Here is a 15471-nt window from a genome sequence, read left to right as displayed (position 1 = left end):
CTTCAGACTCCTCGGGTAATGACAACAACCAGCAATACAGCCAGTTCGATTAAGGCCAGGCGACGGAATACCCCCGCCACACATTCACTCTGCCAGCCCGGGAATAAACGCACCGGGTTCAACCAGGTACGCAGTTTCAGTACCGGTGCAAACGCCCCTTTCACTGGCATGGCAAAACCATGCGCCGTAATCACCATTGATTTTTCGTGGTCGTAGCCGCATACCCAGGCCATGCCTTTACTGCGGGCAGCCAGGCGGTCACCTTTGAGCAACAACATCAGCAGGAAAGGCAGGAATGGGCAGGCCACCAGCAGCAGTGTCATCATGGGTTGAGAAACAGTGGTATGGGCGGTAACCAGCGGTAATGGCACAGCCTGTTGCAGTAATGGCAACAGCCAGGGCGCCGCCACACCAGCCACCACGCAGCACAATGCCAGCCCGATAACACTGAGGTTCATCAATACCGGTGCATGGCGGGCCTGTTCAGCCTCGGCGGTACGTGGCGCGCCGAGGAACGTTACGCCATACACTTTCGCCATACACATCACCGCCAGCGCCCCGGTGATTGCCAGGCCTACTGCCATCAGCGGCCCAAAGAAGCGGCCAATAAACACCGGTGCATTACTCAAATGGAAGAAAGACTGGTAAATCAGCCATTCACCGGCAAAGCCGTTCAGTGGAGGCAATGCCGCCATCGCCATCAGCCCCACCAGCATGGCGAGAGAAATCGCCGGCATGCGTTTACCCAGACCACCAAGTTTCTCAATATCGCGGTAGCCCGTGCGGAACCATACCGCCCCGGCGCCAAGGAATAAGGTGGTTTTAAACAGGCTGTGGTTAATCAGGTGATATAAACCGCCAGTCAGCCCAAGGGCAATCAGCACGGTGTCATTCAGCGCACAGCCAATCAGCCCAACGCCAAGCCCCAGCAGAATAATGCCGATGTTTTCCAGCGCGTGGTAAGCCAGCAGGCGGTTAATGTTGTGCTCCATCAGTGCGTACAACCCGCCAACAAAGGCGGTTAACATGCCCAGCAACAGCACCACAACGCCCCACCAAAGCGGCAACTGGCTACCCAGTAATGACAACGTGAGAATGCCGTACAGGCCCACTTTCAACACCACAGCCGAGAACAGCGCCGCTGCTGGCGCAGCAGCATTGGCATGGGCCTGCGGTACCCAACCATGCAAGGGAATAATGCCAGCCAGCAGGCCAAAACCCAGCAAGCCGAGGATCCAGATGGCAGGTGTTAACGGGAAGGCACTGACTGCGGGCTGTAAGTCGACAAAATCCAGAGTGCCGTAACGCGCCCGGAGAAGCCATGCGCACACCGCCAGCAATACCGTACCCAGGCGGCCCAGCAAGAACCACAATTTGCCAGACTGGCTGCACCCGGTAAGAAACACCGCGCACAACGCCATAATTTCAGCCATCACAATCAGCATGGCGAAATTCGTGGCGGTTACCGCCAGTACGGCTGCGGCCATCAGCAAATTCAATAAGAAGCCATTGCAACGGACATCTGTATGCCGGTGCCAGGCAATGTTGAATACACTGACAAACAGTGACGGGATACACAACGCAATCAGCCAGATACTGCTCAATGCGGTTAACTGAAACGTCATATGCATAAAGCTGAACGGGCTGGCAGCCTGAGGCGCAGCTCCGGTCAGCACGGCACCCGCCGCCAGGATAGCCATCAGGCTGCTGACAGCGCCACACACCCCGGCCAGTAAGCCACTCAGTGTGCGGGAAAAGGCAAAGACAAGCGCCAGTACTGCGGTAATGATAAAACCGAGCACCGCGCCGTCCATCAACGACAACGCATTCATTTAGTCGCCTCCGTCCCGGTATTGAATAAAGACAAATCCCCCAGACTGGCATTCACTGTCAGCGCACGCTTACGTTTGCTGGCCAGCGCCAGATCAGCGTTATCCACAACACGCAGTGCTTTGGTCGGGCAGGTACGTACACAGGCCGGGCCCTGTTCATCGAACTGGCATAAATCACATTTCACAGCCACCGCCCGAATACCTGGCACCCAGTCCAGCATGCTGCTGACTTTGGCCGGAGCGGGCGGAGCCGGCGGCGCTTTGGGTGTATTGACGTTGGCGGGAATATCCAGCGGGCGGCTGCCGGAGAACTCAATAGCGCCAAATGGGCAGGCGATGCCGCAGAGCTTGCAGCTCACACACAAACTTTCATTGAGCTGCACTGCGCCATCAACACGTTTAATCGCGTTGACCGGGCACACGGTCGCGCACGGCGCGTCTTCACAGTGGTGACATAACTGCGGCGCGGATTCATTTTTATTGCGCATGACTTTCAGACGCGGCAGCGATTGCAGCCCCTGCTGACGATGCGTTTCAGAACAGGCCGCTTCACAGGTATGGCAACCTATGCACAGCCTTGAGTCGGCGATAACAAAACGATTCACCGGGTATGTCCTCGGGTCGATGGTCATTTTTGACGAAAACATGCCGCAAACTGTCAATTTCGACAGATATCGACACAGGTTAAGGCTCAGGCCAGTGCGTGGCGGGCCAGTTCTTGTTTAAGCTCACTCATATTCAGTGGCGTATCATCATGTACGGCCTGATACAGGCTGTCGTAGACACTGCCAATCTTGCCAAGGTAGTGGTCCAGAACCTGCTGGCGGTCGCGGATATTCACGGTGTTATCTATCTGCCCGGCATTGTTTAGTTCAGCCGTACCAATCAGCAGTCGGGTGTTATCATCACGGGTGCTTAAGGCATATTCGATGGTGTGGCAGTTAAAGCCCGTAGCTGGCTCAATGTGCACAATGAAGTGGTCAAATAACACAAAGCAGAGGTCCTCGTCGGGGCTGCATCCCACGGCGTGGTACAGGTGTGCTTTTGATAACGTGACGGCCTGAATCAGGGTATTGCAGTAGGTATGCCACTGATCCTGTAGCTGGCGATGCCGGTCGGCAATGTATTCAGCTTTTTCGCTCAGTTCCCAAATGGTCATGTTGCGTTACTCTTTTAATGGAAGTTCCCTCCATAAGCACATAACGTGCCAATTTTTAACATATTGTTTTTCATGTTTTTATTTTAAAAACACCTTAATAACCTGACTTTTGACATGTCATTTTCGTCACCTTCGTCATCGCTGACGACACTTCTTTACCTGGCAAAAAATAAAACATGGCACTTTTATTGCATTTGGTGCGCAGGGTGATTCACGAGGAGCAGTTATGCACGAAATTACGCTCTGCCAGCGCGCTGTCGAACTAATGGAGCAGCAGGCTCGCCAGAATAACGCACAACGTATTACCGCTGTCTGGCTGAAGATTGGCGCGTTCTCCTGCGTGGAAACCAGCGCACTGACTTTCTGTTTCGAACTGGTGTGCCGCGGCACGCTGGCAGAAGGTTGTGCCCTGCATATAGAAGAACAACAGGCTGAGTGCTGGTGCCCACAGTGCCAGCAATATGTCACGTTATTAACCCAGCGCGTGCGCCGTTGCCCACAGTGCCAGAGCGATGAGCTCCAGATAGTGGCCGACGACGGTATGCAGATAATGCGCCTGGAAATCGAGTAGGAGTGCTGTATGTGTACCACTTGTGGTTGCGGTGAAGGCAACCGTTATATCGAAGGCGATGAGCATAATCCCCACTCACCTTTCCGTAGTGCGCCTTTCGCGGCGTCGGCCGCTGTTGCTCATAAACTGAGTATCACCGGGCTGGTGCCGGAAACCGCACACTTCACGCCAGATGAACTGACAGGCGGCGACCTGCATTATGGGCACGGTGAAGCCGGTAGCCATGCGCCAGGCCAAAGCCAGCGCCGTATGCTGGAGGTTGAAATTGATGTTCTGGACAAAAACAACCAACTGGCTCGCCAGAACCGCGCCTGGTTTGCCAAACAACAACAGTTAGTGCTCAACCTGGTCTCCAGCCCCGGTTCTGGTAAAACAACCCTGCTGACAGAAACCCTAAAACGCCTGCAAGGACGCGTGCCGTGTGCGGTTATCGAAGGCGACCAACAAACTGTCAACGATGCCGCACGTATCCGTGAAACCGGCACACCGGCAATCCAGGTGAACACCGGTAAAGGCTGCCATCTTGATGCGCAAATGATTCACGATGCCATGCACCGCCTGCCGCTGAACAACCACGGCATTCTGTTTATTGAAAACGTGGGTAATCTGGTTTGCCCGGCAAGCTTTGATTTAGGTGAACGCCATAAAGTGGCCGTGCTGTCTGTCACTGAAGGTGAAGACAAACCACTGAAATACCCGCACATGTTCGCCGCCGCCTCGCTGATGATCCTCAATAAAGTCGATTTACTGCCATACCTGGATTTTGACGTAGAAAAATGCCTCGCTTACGCCCGTGAAGTTAACCCGGCGATTGAAATCATTTCGCTGTCCGCCACCAAAGGCGACGGCATGGAGACCTGGCTTAACTGGCTGGAGGCACAACAATGTGTATAGGCATTCCCGGGCAAATCAGTGCCCTGTTGGATGACAACCAGGCAAAAGTCGATGTCTGTGGTATCCAGCGCGATGTTGATTTAAGTCTGGTTGGGCAGCACGATGAACAGGGTCAGCCGCGCCTGGGTCAATGGGTACTGGTGCATGTTGGTTTTGCCATGAGTGTCATCGATGAGCAGGAAGCCCGGGATACTCTGGAAGCCTTACAAAACATGTTTGACGTTGAGCCCGATGTGGGTGCTCTGCTGTATGGGGAGGCGCGTTAATATGCATCTGGTCGATGAGTATCGCGACCCCGAACAGGTCCGTAAACTTCTGGCACACCTCGCCCAGCGGGCTCCGCTGCTGGGCGCCACGCCAGAACATCCACTGCGTATCATGGAAGTGTGTGGCGGCCACACCCACGCCATTTTCAAATTTGGCCTGGATCAGTTGTTACCACCCAATATTGAATTTATTCATGGCCCCGGCTGCCCGGTGTGTGTGCTGCCAATGGGGCGCATTGACACCTGTATTGATATTGCCCGCCGACCGGGGGTTATTTTTTGTACTTTTGGCGATGCCATCCGTGTACCTGGCCGCAATGGTTCTCTGCTGGATGCCAAAACGGCAGGCGCGGATATCCGTATTGTCTATTCGCCTATGGATGCGCTGAAACTGGCTCAGCAAAACCCGGACCATAAAGTGGTGTTCTTCGGGCTGGGTTTTGAAACCACCATGCCAGCTACTGCTATCACCCTGCGCCAGGCAAAAGCGAAAAACATCAATAATTTTTACTTTTTCTGCCAGCACATTACCCTGATCCCCACGCTGCAAAAATTACTGGAGCAGCCAGATAACCAGATAGATGCGTTTCTGGCTCCCGGTCATGTCAGTATGGTTATCGGTACCCAGGCTTATAGTTTCATTTCGCAACAATTTAATCGCCCTTTAGTGGTTGCTGGTTTCGAACCCCTTGATCTACTGCAAGGCGTAACCATGCTGGTTGAGCAGAAAATAGCGAATCACGCATGCGTGGAAAACCAGTACAGCCGCGTGGTACCTGATGAAGGCAACAAGCTGGCACAACAGGCAATTGCCGATGTGTTTGTGGTGAATGGCGACAGTGAGTGGCGTGGTCTGGGCGTGATTGACGCATCCGGAGTGCATTTAACCCCGGAATACCAGTGTTTTGACGCCGAACAACACTTTAACCCGGTGCGCCAGTCAGTCAATGACGACCCACGGGCCAGGTGTGGCGATGTGCTTACCGGCCGGTGTAAACCGCACCAGTGCCCATTGTTTGGAAAAACCTGCAACCCACAAAGCGCGTTTGGTGCGCTGATGGTGTCTTCAGAAGGTGCCTGTGCTGCCTGGTATCAATATCGAGCAGAGGAACCAGTGGCATGAAAACCGTTACCCTCGCCCACGGCAGTGGTGGGCAGGCAATGCAGCAACTTATCGCCCGGCTGTTTATGCGCGCCTTCGACAACCCCTGGCTGGCAACCCAGGAAGATCAGGCGCGCTTGCCGCTGGATGTATTAACCAAAAGCGGCGACCACCTGGCATTTTCCACTGACAGCTACGTCATCGACCCCTTGTTCTTTCCCGGTGGGGATATTGGCAAACTGGCCGTTTGTGGTACCGCCAATGATGTTTCCGTCAGTGGCGCGGTTCCACGCTGGATTTCCTGCGGGTTCATTCTGGAAGAAGGCCTGGCTTATGACACCCTGGAACAGGTTGTCACCAGTATGGCGCAAACAGCCCGGGATGCCGGTATTGCCGTGGTCACCGGGGATACCAAAGTGGTGCCGCGCGGTGCCGCAGATAAGCTGTTTATCAATACCGCCGGTATCGGCGCTGTGCCCTGTCACCTGAACTGGGGCGCAAACCAGGTTGCGCCGGGCGATATTATCCTGGTCAGTGGCACACTGGGCGACCATGGCGCAACCATTCTTAACCTGCGTGAATCCCTTGGGCTGGATGGCGAGTTACGCAGCGACTGTGCCGTGTTAACCCCACTGATTCAGTCAGTGACTGGTCTGGAAGGCATTAAAGCCATGCGCGATGCCACACGCGGTGGTGTTAACGCCGTTCTGCATGAGTATGCGGCAGTCAGTGCCTGTGGTATGGAAATCAATGAAGCCAGCCTGCCTTTACACCCGGCGGTGCGCGGTGTGTGTGAATTACTGGGGCTGGACGCACTGAATTTTGCCAATGAAGGTAAACTGGTTATGGTTGTGGCTCGCGACAAAGCCGAAGGTGTGCTGGCACAACTTCGTGCTCACCCCCTGGGTGCAGAAGCGGCCATGATTGGCGAGGTAGTCGAACGCAAAGGTGTGCGGGTGACCGGTTTATACGGGGTAAAACGCACCCTGGACCTTCCTCACGCGGAGCCATTACCGCGCATTTGTTGATGGCATGCGTTTTTGGCGTTTCTTTTTTGCCATTCGTTAAGATGTACTAAAGTCTCACATGAAAATAATAACAAGGTGCGCCATCAGGCGCGCCTGACTGGATGGGCACTATGTCATATACACCGATGAGCGATCTCGGGCAGCAGGGGCTGTTCGATATCACCCGGACTTTATTGCAACAAGCTGATTTATGCGCGCTTTCTGAAGCACTTACCCGCCTGGTTCGCCAGGCCGGGCTGGCAGACCAGGCGAATATTCTGCTGTGGCAGTCCCATCATCAACGTGCCAGTTTTTATGGCACCGATGGCAAAGGCTCGCAACTGGAATATGAAGATGAAACTGCGCTGGCAAACGGCCCGCTGCGCCGGATATTGTCACGCCCGGAAGCACTGCACTGCCAGTACGATGAATTTAAAGACACCTGGCCGCAACTGGCGCAAATGCCGTTGTATCGCGCTTTTGGGCACTACGGCCTGTTACCCCTCGCAGCCGAAGGCCATATTTTCGGTGGCTGCGAATTTATTCGCCAGAACCCGGAGAACTGGAGTGAGAAAGAGTTTGCCCGCCTGCAAATCTTTACCCAGGTGGCCGGTGTGGCCGCGGAGCAAATTCAGCATCGCCTGACATCCAGTTACGAATACCAGATATTGTGCCGGGAAAGGGACGATTTCCGCATTCTGGTTGCCATTACTAATGCCGTCTTATCAAAACTGCATCTCGATGAACTGGTCAGTGAAGCGGCAAAAGAGATCCATCACTACTTTAATATTGATTCCATCAGTGTGGTGCTGCGCAACTCGCGTAAAGGCAAAGTCAGCATTTGGTCTGCTCATTATGTGGACAAAGCCGCCCCGGTGCATGACCAAAGTGAAGTGGATGAAGCTGGCACCTTATCTGAACGGGTGTTTAAAAGCCGCGAAATGCTGCTGGTTAACCTGAACCAGCGCGATGAACACGCGCCTTATGAACGTATGCTGTTTGAAATGTGGGGCAATCAGATCCAGACACTGTGTCTGTTGCCACTGATGTTTGGGCAAAATATTGTTGGCGTACTGAAACTGGCTCAGTGTGAAGAGAAGGTATTTACTGCCAGTAATATCAAATTATTACGCCAGATTGCCGAGCGTATTGCGATTGCCGTGGATAATGCGCTGGCTTACCAGGAAATTCACCGCCTGAAAGAAAAACTGGTGGATGAAAACCTGGCGCTGACCGAACAAATTAATAATGTGTCCAGTGAGTTTGGTGAAATTATTGGCCGCAGTGATGTCATGTCATCGGTTATGAAACAGGTGGAAATGGTCGCGCAAAGCGACAGTACCGTGCTTATCCTTGGGGAAACCGGTACTGGCAAGGAACTGATTGCCCGCGCCATCCATAACCTGAGTGGGCGCAATAACCGGCGCATGGTAAAAATCAACTGTGCTGCCATGCCCGCTGGTTTACTGGAAAGTGACCTGTTCGGCCATGAACGTGGCGCCTTTACCGGTGCCAGCACCCAGCGTATTGGCCGTTTTGAACTGGCAGATAAAAGCTCGCTCTTTTTAGACGAAGTGGGCGATATGCCACTGGAATTGCAGCCCAAGTTATTGCGCGTATTACAAGAAAAAGAGTTTGAACGCCTGGGCAGTAATAAAATTATCAACGCTGATGTAAGGCTGATAGCCGCAACTAACCGGGATTTGAAACAGATGGTCGCCGACCGGGAGTTTCGTAGCGACCTCTACTACCGGCTGAATGTTTTCCCCATCCAGTTACCTCCTCTGCGTGAACGCCGTGAAGATATTCCATTACTGGTTAAAGCCTTTACCTTCAAGATAGCGCGCCGTATGGGGCGCAGCATTGACAGTATTCCGGCGGAGACACTGCGTACCCTAAGCCGTATGGACTGGCCAGGTAACGTGCGTGAACTGGAAAATGTGATTGAACGTGCTGTATTACTGACCCACGGCAGTGTGCTGCAACTCTCTTTACCAGAGCAGGTTACGCGGAATGACCGGGCCAGTTTTGAACCGCCGGAAGATACCGACATCCCCTTACAGGGGGAAGATGAAAGCCAGCAAATTCTGCGCGTTCTGAAAGAAACTAATGGGGTGGTCGCCGGGCCGCGAGGCGCCGCACAACGCCTGGGTATTAAACGCACCACACTGCTTTCCCGGATGAAGCGGCTGGGGATAACCAAAGAAATGATTGAGTAAATAACGGCAGGCGCCGGGCGCGTCACCCCGGTGCCGCACAGTCAGGCACAGTGAACCCGGCGTTATTTTGCCTGGTGCATACAGAGTGCAATTGGCGACACCACATTACCGATAACCAGCGACTGGGCATTCACCGGATTAATATACAACACCAGCGAATTGCCAAGGCTCAGGCGCTTAAACACCAGTGGGAAAATATCATCAGGAAGGTCATCATGCCCCATGCGCTCCATGCTGGTCACTTTTAAGCGGTACTGGTTCAGCTCAATATTGTCGTAGTCGAACAAAGCCATGCGGGACAATGAATAGAGCTGATTCTGGTAGCGAACGTTACCCGATAACATGAACTGCCCGGTCTTTTTCCCGGAGGCATGAAAGGTAATAGTGCCGTCGTAAGCAAGCGGCACAGCGGAAGCTGCGTCCTCATAATGCAGGCTGGCTTCGCAATTAAGTTGTACCGGGTCTGCCGTACTGGTGATTTTAACAACCGCCAGTGCGCACATTGCCACCACCAGCACCCCTGCCAGAATCCGCGACACCATCATTTCCGTCTCCAGTTATATTTATAGGTGCTGTCGCAATACAGCAGGTTGTTCAGCCCTTTTTCCTGTGAGCAGGTAGCAATAAATATGCGCCCTGCCCGGCCTAAATAAACCTGATTTTGAATCTGGAAATAAACCACAGCCGGTTCACTGAGGCATTTTTCTTTCAGTTCTGGAGCCGCAATATTAAGGATTTCCAGCGTGTTTTTTCTCATCTCCGGAGATAACTTCTGCCAGGCGTTCAACTGGCATAACCCCAGTTTCCCTTGCGGGTAAACCTTGCTGTACAGTGGTGAGACATGCACTTCCCGGTAATTTTTTACCGCCAGGGTACTCACCAGCAAAATAGCCGCAATCAGGACTAAATTTACGACCAGAGGAATAAGCGGCAAACGCTCAGAAGGGTGGGAAGGGGTTACGCCTGGTTGCGTTTCGTTGGTGGCTCCGTCAGGTTGTTCGTCTGCGGCTTGCACCCAGGGGACTACCGAAATGGCGGAATTAAAGTAGAAGCCAACACGCGGCACGGAAATAATAATGTCATCGTCATCTATCCACGCAGACAGTGTCTTGCGCAAAATACTGATGTACTGATTAAGGGAACTGTTTGAACCAGCATGCCCCTGAGACTCCCAAACCTTATCGAGAATGTCTTCACGTTTAAAAACCTCCCCCGGAGCAGACAGTAATAAAGCAAGAATACGATTAGCGGTAGGAGTCAGTGTTTTTGCTTCATCCTGATGTTGCGCATCTTGCATCTGGATGACGCCATTTTCCGTGTCATAAATGACAGTATTAGCGATAAGATAATTCATATGGGATAAGGTTAAGGCCGCCTTTAGTGTCCGTGTGCTTCCTGTCACCAGGATGGGCAAAGCATAGCATAGTTCTGCAACTATGCCGTTGTACAACCATGCGGTTATACAGCGACATAGTTTGACTATTTTTATACCACTCCTTTGATACCATTCCTTTTATACCACTCCAGGCCAGCAACACTACCGGTTTTCCCGGCATGGTGACCAAACGCTGCAGTCACTGGTTCCCCAGGCCGGTGGCTAATTTCAGCAAAGCTCCCTTAACTCATCACTAGTGCGCATACTGAAATACCGTCGCCTCCTGCCCGGAAACCCGTTGCCATGCAACGGTGGTGCGCGCTTTGCTTTGCGGTTCGTGCAACGCCAGTTCAACTTTATGCAGCATATTAAGGAAATACAAAGTGATATAAAAATCACTGTTCTTCGTGCAGTGAATTTTATTCATGATATTGCGTTTCTTATTCGAAACAGACTTCACATTATTACCTGTGATCCGGGCAATTTGTTTTGCGCGCATGCAAGAAAAATAGTCATTAATAAAAGTCTGTTCACAAGGAGTAAACAATGGCTTCTGTGGGTTTTGCTCATCTTCCAAATTCAGGTTACTCGTTGTTTGGTGTATCTCTTTGAGCTGTACTGCCAAATCATTACGTAACTGAGTGATATTATTATCGACACAAACAAATTGATTTAACCGCTCTGGGGAAAACTCACTAACAATATTGTAAAAATAGCTTGAACAAAAAATCAGATCCCAGTCTTCAAGATCCAATTTTTGGAAACGCTGTAGTTCCAGAAATGGTGTGGCATCAACCACAACAACCATACGGAGGTGAGCGATATTTAACCGGCTCTTTCTGACAACATCATCCAGCACTTTTTTTATAGCCAGTGTAATAAAATAGTTTTCACCATCAATATGAATTTGATTGTTCATAATAGACCCTTTAAGTCTTAGTCTTGTTAATAACGCAGACAATAAACGGGCTTCAGTCATGCACACTATTCAGGAACCAGGCTTTGCGCTCTGAAGCGTTTACTTTTACTTTTCTTCCCCACACTGGCAGAAGGACATGTGATATCACTCAGGCATATAAAACCACTCACACGACTAAATGTAAAATTAAACACCTTTAAATTGAGAATTTTAATTGTTTAAAACCAATTAATATAAATAAAACAGAATAAAACACCTTAAAAACTTAATGCAAACGAACCACAAAATAGAAAATTCCGAAAAAATAGCGCACGGAATAAATCTTAAAAGAGTTATTTATGTGATGCATGTAGCATTTTTAATGCATTTTAATGTTTGATTTTAACAATACAGCAACCAAAAACATTAAATACAAAACATCTCACCAACATTATGAACATCCTGGATCTTTTGCAATATGAATACTGGCCATGGCATTTAGACATCGGCAGCAGAAAGGAACCATTTCACTGCCAGTGAATCGGAAGTTCGCTTGCAGGTATTAATTTTCTTATTAACACCCATTGCATGCGAAATATAACAGGCAGGCTAAATCTGTTAGTTACTGTGGGTGGTAAAACAGCCACTCTTCACGGGTTAATTCCCATAATGCTGTTTCAAGCGTGCCACAGACATAATTTCTATTGAACGATTTTATCTTGCGCATATGCTGGGCTTCAGAAATAACCGCTGAACGCGTATTGAGCTCAGCCTTTTCAACCCGCAATACCGGGCGGTTAAGTTCCCTGAACCAGTATGTATTGACACACTCGCATGCTTCCGCCATCAACCCCTGATATTGATATTCAGGAGCCAGCCAAAAACCACGGTGGTTATCTTTCTGGTCATAAAGACCGATAATACCAATCAACGTATCTGGTGCCGCTTTTAAACGTAACGACCATATCCAGGCTCGTTGCTCTTCTATTGCAGGTAGCGCAACTCCCGAGAGGAATTTTTGCGCGCCATCAGCCGGATATGGCCAGGGAACCGTTGCCACCAGATAACGGACAATCTCCCAACGCGGGAAAGTCGCCTGTATCTGCGGGGCATCACTCAGGTTAAGAGGGCGTAACAGCAAACGTTGTGTTTCCAGATAAGGCACCATGCTAACTCCAATAATCACAGTATGTGATGTCTGGTGTGATTACCGCTCCCAGAAAAAAGGAATGACTGATTGCGCCGGTAGCGGTTTCCCTAATAAATATCCTTGCAGTACATCACACCCCAGCCCGGTAAAAAAGTCCTTTTGGGCCTCGGTCTCTACGCCTTCTGCCACTACATTGAGTTTAAGTGAGCGGGCAAGATCAATTATCAAAGCAACAATTGCCGTGTTTTGCGAGCCTGGGTCAGTATCTATAATAAAAGCACGATCAATTTTCAGTTCACTGGCTGGCAGGGCTTTCAGGTAGAGCAAATTCGCATAGCCGGTTCCGAAATCATCAATAGAGATTTTCACACCGCGCGCCTTCAACTGTGCAAGGCGGGAAGCGCTTTCTTGCGGGTTATTGATGGCGGAGGTTTCCGTTATCTCAAGTGTCAACACATCCGGTGGTAGTTGGTATTTTTCGAGGCAGGCCAGCACTTGCGCTACCAGCCCAGGCTGTGCCAGTTGCAGGGCAGATAAATTCACGGCCACCGACCAGTGAGTGGCGCCTTGCGCGTGCCATTGTGCTAACTGGCGGCAGGCTTCATCCAGCACCCAGCTTCCCACAGCAATGATCAGGCCGTACTTCTCCGCGCAAGGCAGAAAGCTGTCTGGTGCCAGCAGGCCTTTTTCCGGGTGTTGCCAGCGAATTAATGCTTCAAAACCAATAATAGCGCCAGTGGGAGCACTAAATTTAGGTTGGTAATAGAGGCAAAACTCCTGATTTCTGAGTGCCTGATGCATTGCCGAAACCAGCTGGTTTTCCTGGATTTGGCTTTCGCCCATGCCAGCCTGGTAAAAATGAAAGTTATTACGCCCATGCTGCTTGGTGTAATACATGGCGGTGTCGGCATTAAACATTAACTCACGCACATCGCGACCATCTTCCGGATAAAGGGCAATACCCACGCTCAAACTCACCCGTGCAGATTGCTGCGCGACACTATAAGGCGTAGCCACATTGTCCACCAATTGTTTGGCGAGCGTTGCGGCATCCATTGCCCGTGTTACTGGCATGAAAAGCACAAACTCATCGCCACCAAGCCGGGCAAGAATGCCACGGTCCATCAGCACTCGCTTCATTCTTGCCACGACATCCACCAGCAAGAGATCCCCGGACTGGTGACCTAAGCGGTCGTTAACCTGCTTAAAATCATCCAAATCAAGGAACATCAACGCAAAACGCCTGTTTTCACTGCGCGCTTCATCCAGTGCGGCAGCCAGTTGTTGTTCCAGCCAGCCCCGGTTAGGTAGCCCGGTTAACCAGTCGTAATGCGCACGCTTCTCCAGTTCCGCATTCGCACGGGCTAACAAATTAACCAGTTCGCTGGTTTTAGTATGCAGGCGCGCATCCAGCACTGAAGTCAACAGAGCAATACCCAGAATTGTCAGGCTGACCAGGGTAACCAGCAGAGCCATCCAGTTACGGTTAAGCCCATGGGCACCATGAGCATGCGCCGGGAAACAGGCCGCCATCATTCCGGTATAATGCATCCCGGCAATGCCCCCTCCCATAATACAGGCGGCAATAACCCGGTACGCATGAACAGACCGGCGGCGCTGGCGCAAATGGAAAGTTAAATACAGGGCACAGCCTGCCGCGATAAAAGCGACCATAAAAGAGGCCGCAACCCAGTATGGGTCCCAGGTGATGGCGGGGAAAATCTCAACAGCCATCATGCCGGTGTAGTGCATGGCAGCAATGCCACTCCCCATGGAGATACTGCCCGTGATTAACCGGCGTAGTGGCAACACAGCGTGGCACACCATGCGCAAAGCAAAGAGCGATGCCGCAATGCCCATCAGTAAAGAAAGTAGTGTCAGCGGCAGGTTGTAAGCAAGCTTAACCGGCATAACCATCGCCAGCATGCCAATAAAATGCATAGCCCATATACCAATTCCCATTGCTGTTCCACCGCCAGCCAGCCACCAACAGGCTGCCCGGTTTTTTACTTCCATGACTCTGCCCGCCATATCCAGAGCAGTGTAAGAAGCAACGACAGCAACCAGGAAAGAAATAGCCACAAGAACAGGATTATAGTGGACAACCATCATACAAACATCTCAGATAAACACAGTCCAGGGCTCATATTAAGCCGGGTAAACATACCAGAGTAAAAACAGCGCACCGCCGGACCGGGAATACGTGCTTGCCTATGGCCAGAAATTAGCACAGCTATTGTGGCTAAAAGCCTCATATCTAATCAACAAAAATAACGCCAGGCAAAACCCCATTTATTTTCTGGTTTTAATTGCGTTACTTCACATAGTTACATCAACTAAACGTAATACACTAAAAATCCCCCAACGGATAAGAAATATCCTATATGAAAAATAAGCATCCCAACCTATCACCACTCGCCGAGATATTTTTACAGTCAGTTCTCCAAAAATACCGAAATCACTCGCCTCATGTGAGCATGCCCACAGGTTATCAGGCAAACATCCGCTACCGGCAGAGATAAAACAAAGCATATCTACCCGCCGATACACAAGAGAGTCTGCCAGGCCAGGGACAGATGTTCACTTGTTTTGTTGTTGGGTAGTGTGCATTTTGCTTTATTGGTGCCTGGGGTGCTGAGCGCTCTGGTTCAGGCAAAGATGATGTATGGAACCATACTGTCTGCTAAAAGCGAACTTAATTTCAATACATAAGCAATTTACAGTGATAAAGCTCTCATTTATTAACCTTAAAATATCACTTTATTGACATATAAAAGACTCTTCATCACATAAATAAGGGCAAAAATATCATCTAATTTAGCTATTGCCCTCAAACTATAACGGTATAATCTGTCACATAGGGCGTAATTATACGTCTGGTTATCTTGATTTTATTTTACATAGCAAGCAGGCTGGCTTATTTGCGCAGGGAAACCTGCCCATGGTATTCGGCATCATACTCATGTAATGCATTGATAGAAAACAATTTGCGTTAGAA

Annotated in this window: 14 protein-coding genes; 6 read left to right on the top strand and 8 right to left on the bottom strand. The window is 50.7% G+C overall.

What is annotated here, in order from left to right:
- Positions 1–2: 2 nt before the first annotated feature.
- The 3 genes from hycC to hycA form a co-directional block, all read right to left on the bottom strand.
- A complete protein-coding gene (hycC, locus tag A9B99_RS16975) occupies positions 3–1832 on the bottom strand; it encodes a formate hydrogenlyase subunit 3 (RefSeq protein WP_064599539.1) in 1830 nt (609 codons plus the stop codon).
- Positions 1829–2437 carry a 4Fe-4S dicluster domain-containing protein gene (locus A9B99_RS16970; RefSeq protein WP_064599537.1) on the bottom strand — a complete coding sequence of 203 codons (609 nt, stop codon included), beginning with the start codon at positions 2435–2437 and terminating at the stop codon, positions 1829–1831. The genes hycC and A9B99_RS16970 overlap by 4 nt, the downstream gene beginning before the upstream one ends.
- An 86-nt stretch (positions 2438–2523) precedes the next feature.
- Positions 2524–2991, bottom strand: coding sequence for a formate hydrogenlyase regulator HycA (hycA, locus tag A9B99_RS16965; protein ID WP_064599534.1), 468 nt, complete (start codon positions 2989–2991; stop codon positions 2524–2526).
- Positions 2992–3217: 226 nt separating this feature from the next.
- Here hycA and hypA point away from each other — a divergent pair, with 226 nt between their 5' ends.
- From hypA to flhA, 6 genes are all read left to right on the top strand, one after another.
- Positions 3218–3562, top strand: coding sequence for a hydrogenase maturation nickel metallochaperone HypA (gene hypA, locus A9B99_RS16960; protein ID WP_064599532.1), 345 nt, complete (start codon positions 3218–3220; stop codon positions 3560–3562).
- A gap of 9 nt (positions 3563–3571) precedes the next feature.
- Positions 3572–4456, top strand: a complete 885-nt coding sequence (hypB, locus tag A9B99_RS16955) for a hydrogenase nickel incorporation protein HypB (RefSeq protein WP_064599530.1) — start codon at positions 3572–3574, stop codon at positions 4454–4456.
- Positions 4447–4722, top strand: a complete 276-nt coding sequence (locus A9B99_RS16950) for a HypC/HybG/HupF family hydrogenase formation chaperone (RefSeq protein WP_064599528.1) — start codon at positions 4447–4449, stop codon at positions 4720–4722. Before hypB ends, A9B99_RS16950 begins: the two co-directional genes overlap by 10 nt.
- 1 nt (position 4723) lies before the next feature.
- Positions 4724–5845: a hydrogenase formation protein HypD gene (hypD, locus tag A9B99_RS16945; protein WP_064599526.1), complete on the top strand. Its 1122-nt coding sequence runs from the start codon at positions 4724–4726 to the stop codon at positions 5843–5845.
- Positions 5842–6852, top strand: a complete 1011-nt coding sequence (hypE, locus tag A9B99_RS16940; RefSeq protein WP_064599524.1) for a hydrogenase expression/formation protein HypE — start codon at positions 5842–5844, stop codon at positions 6850–6852. The genes hypD and hypE overlap by 4 nt, the downstream gene beginning before the upstream one ends.
- A 110-nt stretch (positions 6853–6962) precedes the next feature.
- Positions 6963–9050: a formate hydrogenlyase transcriptional activator FlhA gene (flhA, locus tag A9B99_RS16935; RefSeq protein ID WP_064599522.1), complete on the top strand. Its 2088-nt coding sequence runs from the start codon at positions 6963–6965 to the stop codon at positions 9048–9050.
- Positions 9051–9112: 62 nt separating this feature from the next.
- Here the strand turns inward: flhA and A9B99_RS16930 are convergent, their stop codons facing one another.
- From A9B99_RS16930 to A9B99_RS16910, 5 genes are all read right to left on the bottom strand, one after another.
- Complete coding sequence (locus A9B99_RS16930) at positions 9113–9595, bottom strand: FidL-like protein (RefSeq protein WP_064599520.1); 483 nt, start codon at positions 9593–9595, stop codon at positions 9113–9115.
- Entirely contained in the window at positions 9592–10347 is a 756-nt protein-coding gene (locus tag A9B99_RS16925) for a winged helix-turn-helix domain-containing protein (protein ID WP_197499287.1), read from the bottom strand. The genes A9B99_RS16930 and A9B99_RS16925 overlap by 4 nt, the downstream gene beginning before the upstream one ends.
- A 331-nt stretch (positions 10348–10678) precedes the next feature.
- The gene (locus tag A9B99_RS16920) at positions 10679–11344 is read right to left on the bottom strand and encodes a hypothetical protein (RefSeq protein ID WP_064599512.1); all 666 of its coding nucleotides are present in this window, start codon (positions 11342–11344) and stop codon (positions 10679–10681) included.
- Between the two features lie 601 nt (positions 11345–11945).
- Complete coding sequence (locus A9B99_RS16915) at positions 11946–12491, bottom strand: GNAT family N-acetyltransferase (protein WP_064599511.1); 546 nt, start codon at positions 12489–12491, stop codon at positions 11946–11948.
- A 39-nt stretch (positions 12492–12530) separates the two neighbouring features.
- Entirely contained in the window at positions 12531–14585 is a 2055-nt protein-coding gene (locus A9B99_RS16910) for a putative bifunctional diguanylate cyclase/phosphodiesterase (protein WP_064599510.1), read from the bottom strand.
- Positions 14586–15471 lie beyond the last annotated feature (886 nt).

Source organism: Mangrovibacter phragmitis, from assembly GCF_001655675.1.
Taxonomy (GTDB): domain Bacteria; phylum Pseudomonadota; class Gammaproteobacteria; order Enterobacterales; family Enterobacteriaceae; genus Mangrovibacter; species Mangrovibacter phragmitis.
This window is presented reverse-complemented; position numbering and strand designations above follow the sequence as displayed.

Bases quoted from the DNA above. Each gene is read 5' to 3' on its own strand.
- A9B99_RS16925 (WP_197499287.1), bottom strand. From the start codon at position 10,347: ATGCAAGATGCGCAACATCAGGATGAAGCAAAAACACTGACTCCTACC.
- hycA (WP_064599534.1), bottom strand. From the start codon at position 2,991: ATGACCATTTGGGAACTGAGCGAAAAAGCTGAATACATTGCCGACCGG.
- flhA (WP_064599522.1), top strand. From the start codon at position 6,963: ATGTCATATACACCGATGAGCGATCTCGGGCAGCAGGGGCTGTTCGAT.
- hycC (WP_064599539.1), bottom strand. From the start codon at position 1,832: ATGAATGCGTTGTCGTTGATGGACGGCGCGGTGCTCGGTTTTATCATT.
- hypB (WP_064599530.1), top strand. From the start codon at position 3,572: ATGTGTACCACTTGTGGTTGCGGTGAAGGCAACCGTTATATCGAAGGC.
- A9B99_RS16930 (WP_064599520.1), bottom strand. From the start codon at position 9,595: ATGATGGTGTCGCGGATTCTGGCAGGGGTGCTGGTGGTGGCAATGTGC.
- A9B99_RS16915 (WP_064599511.1), bottom strand. From the start codon at position 12,491: ATGGTGCCTTATCTGGAAACACAACGTTTGCTGTTACGCCCTCTTAAC.
- hypD (WP_064599526.1), top strand. From the start codon at position 4,724: ATGCATCTGGTCGATGAGTATCGCGACCCCGAACAGGTCCGTAAACTT.
- hypA (WP_064599532.1), top strand. From the start codon at position 3,218: ATGCACGAAATTACGCTCTGCCAGCGCGCTGTCGAACTAATGGAGCAG.
- A9B99_RS16920 (WP_064599512.1), bottom strand. From the start codon at position 11,344: ATGAACAATCAAATTCATATTGATGGTGAAAACTATTTTATTACACTG.
- A9B99_RS16910 (WP_064599510.1), bottom strand. From the start codon at position 14,585: ATGATGGTTGTCCACTATAATCCTGTTCTTGTGGCTATTTCTTTCCTG.
- A9B99_RS16950 (WP_064599528.1), top strand. From the start codon at position 4,447: ATGTGTATAGGCATTCCCGGGCAAATCAGTGCCCTGTTGGATGACAAC.
- hypE (WP_064599524.1), top strand. From the start codon at position 5,842: ATGAAAACCGTTACCCTCGCCCACGGCAGTGGTGGGCAGGCAATGCAG.